This is a genomic window from Cellulomonas massiliensis JC225, from assembly GCF_000312005.1.
GTDB lineage: Bacteria > Actinomycetota > Actinomycetes > Actinomycetales > Cellulomonadaceae > Cellulomonas > Cellulomonas massiliensis.
On the sequence record NZ_HE978588.1, the window covers coordinates 1,649,185 to 1,651,755 of the forward strand.

At 77.1% G+C, this 2,571-nt stretch carries 2 protein-coding genes; one reads left to right on the plus strand and one right to left on the minus strand.

The window, feature by feature from the left end:
- Window positions 1-1,868 (plus strand): hypothetical protein (locus tag HGCM_RS17505; RefSeq protein WP_040399005.1); only part of this gene is annotated, 1,868 nt, incomplete at its 5' end.
- A gap of 13 nt (window positions 1,869-1,881) precedes the next feature.
- Here HGCM_RS17505 and HGCM_RS07860 read toward each other — a convergent pair.
- Window positions 1,882-2,502, minus strand: a complete 621-nt coding sequence (locus HGCM_RS07860; RefSeq protein WP_026075339.1) for a response regulator — start codon at window positions 2,500-2,502, stop codon at window positions 1,882-1,884.
- Window positions 2,503-2,571: the final 69 nt, after the last annotated feature.

A 2,571-nucleotide genomic window follows, 5' to 3' on the forward strand; every position in this document is an offset into this window, starting at 1 on the left:
AGCAGGGTCAGGCGTGGCAGCCCGGTGCCGCCACCGCCGCGCCGGCGGTCCTCGACGCACGGACCGGGTGGGGGGCCGAGACCGCGACCGTCGAGCCGTACACGGCGACCCCCGGGCGCCGCCGTCGTCGTGGCCTGCTCCTCGGCGCCGCGGCGCTCGTCGTCGTCCTCGGCGCCGGCGGCGTCGCGGCCTGGTCGCTCGTGCTCAGCAAGCTCGGCGGGGCAGCGACGCCCGAGGCCGCCGTCACGCGGCTGCTCGAGGGCGCCGCGGCGAAGGACCTGCTGAAGGCCTACGGCGTCCTGGCGCCGTCGGAGGTGTCGCTGCTGAGCGGGGTCGCCGAGTCGTTCGCGCAGGTCCAGGAGGCCCGGACGCCCGACCTCGACCTCGCACCGCTCCTCGACGAGCTGGACGTCGACCTCGAGGGGCTGCGGGTCAGCTCGCAGGAGGTGGACGACGGGCTGGCGAAGGTCGAGGTCACCGCCGGGACGCTCACGATCGACGGCGACCCGGAGAAGATCGTCGACGCCGTGCTGGAGCTGTACCGGACCGAGCCGGCCAGCAGGTGGGCGGACGTGCTCGCCGAGGAGCGCGACGGCATGGTGGAGGAGCTCGACGCGCAGCTCCCGTGGACGGTGGACGCCGCCGACCTCGTCTGGCGCGACTCCGCCGACGCCGAGCAGGGGGCGTTCCTCATGGCCGTCCGGGAGGGGCGGCGGTGGTACGTCAGCCCGATGATGACCGTGGGCGAGTACGCGCTGGTGGCCGACGGGCGCGAGCGGGGCGCGATGCCCGGCGACGCGCCCCGGCGGGGGTCCGCCGCCGAGGCCGGGGACGCGCTCCTGGCCGCGCTGCCGTCCGCCGCGGCCGGCGACCTGACGGAGCTGGCCGACGTGCTGCCGACGGCCGAGCGTCGCCTCGCCGCCGTGTACCTCCAGCCGTGGCTGGAGGGCTCGGGCGGCTCGACGCTCACGGTGGACGGCGGCGGCCTGACCACGACCGAGCTGGACGCCGACCGGGTGCGGCTGCACCCCGACGCGCTCGTCCTCACGGCGGACGGGGAGCGGACCCGGCTCGACGGCACGTGCGTCACCACGCTGGGCGACGGCGGCGACGACGCCGGCCGGTGGTGCCTCGCCGACCTGGCGCCCGGGGTCGAGCTGAGCCTGGACCAGCTCGGGGTCGTCGCGGTGCGCGAGCACGGCGCGTGGCGGGTGTCGGCGCTCGCGACGCTCGCCGACGCGTGGGCCACGGTGGCGGCCGACGTCCTGCGGCTCCAGGACGAGGGGAAGCTCGACGACGACGACTGGCTGACGGGGACGCTCGGCAGCGGCCTGCTCGGCTCGCCGCTCGGAGGCCTGGGCGGCCAGCCGGACGCGGACGGCGACGGCTTCCCGGACGACTGGACGGTCTCCGAGGAGGGGGTCGTCGACGGCGACGGCGAGGTCATGTTCCCCGCCGACCCCGGCGGGTCGTCCGGGGACGACGGCGCGTCCTCCGACGTGCCGGGCGGGTCGTCCGACGGCGGCGGCACGGCCTCGTCCGGCGGCTGGGACGCCTCGTCCGGGCTGGACCTCGCCGACGCGTACGACGAGCTGTACCTGCTCGTCGCGGGCGTCGACGACGCGGTCCGGCGGGGCGACGCGCTGACCCCGAACGCGCTGACGATCCAGGACGGCGGGTACGTCCTCACCACCTCGACGGGCCGTTCGGAGCTGGGCCCGGCGCCCGACGAGGTCGCCAGGGTCGGGTACCACCCGGCGCGGGGCGACGCCGCGGACTGGTGCGTCGACCTGGAGGCGCGCGGCGGGGCGGTCCTGTCGTACGACGCGGCGACGGGCGTCACCGACCTGGTGCCCTGCACCCCCTGACCGTCGCTCGCGGTCAGCCGCCCGGCAGGATCCCCCGCTCGATCGCCACGGTGACCGCGCGGGTCCGGTCGTCCACGCCGAGCTTGCCGAACGCCCGCAGCAGGTGCGTCTTGACCGTCGCCTCGGTGATGAACAGCTCGCGGCCGATCGCCGCGTTCGAGAGCCCGCGCGCGACGCCCGCGAGCACCTCGCGCTCGCGCGACGTCAGCCGCTCGGCGTCGCCGCTGCGCAGCTGCTGCACGAGACGTCGCGCGACCGAGGGGGACAGGGCCGACTCGCCGCGCGCCGCGGCGCGCACCCCGGCGACGAGCTGCTCGCGGGGCGTGTCCTTGAGCAGGTAGCCCGTCGCGCCGGCCTCCACGGCGCGCAGGATGTCGGTGTCCGTCTCGTAGGTCGTGAGGATGAGCACCGGCACGCCCTGCGGGACGAGTCGCGCCGTGGCCTCGGCGCCGTCCAGCACGGGCATGCGCAGGTCCATGAGGACGAGGTCGGGCCGCAGCTCGGCCGCGAGCGCGACCGCCTGCGCGCCGTCGCCGGCCTCGCCGACGACCTCCAGGTCGGGCTCGAGGGCGAGCATGCCGATGAGGCCCGACCGCACGACGGGGTGGTCGTCGACGACCAGCACGCGGATCACGCTCACGCGGCACCACCCGGCAGGGGCAGCCGCAGGCGCACGCGCGTCCCGCGCGCCGGCCCGCCCGCG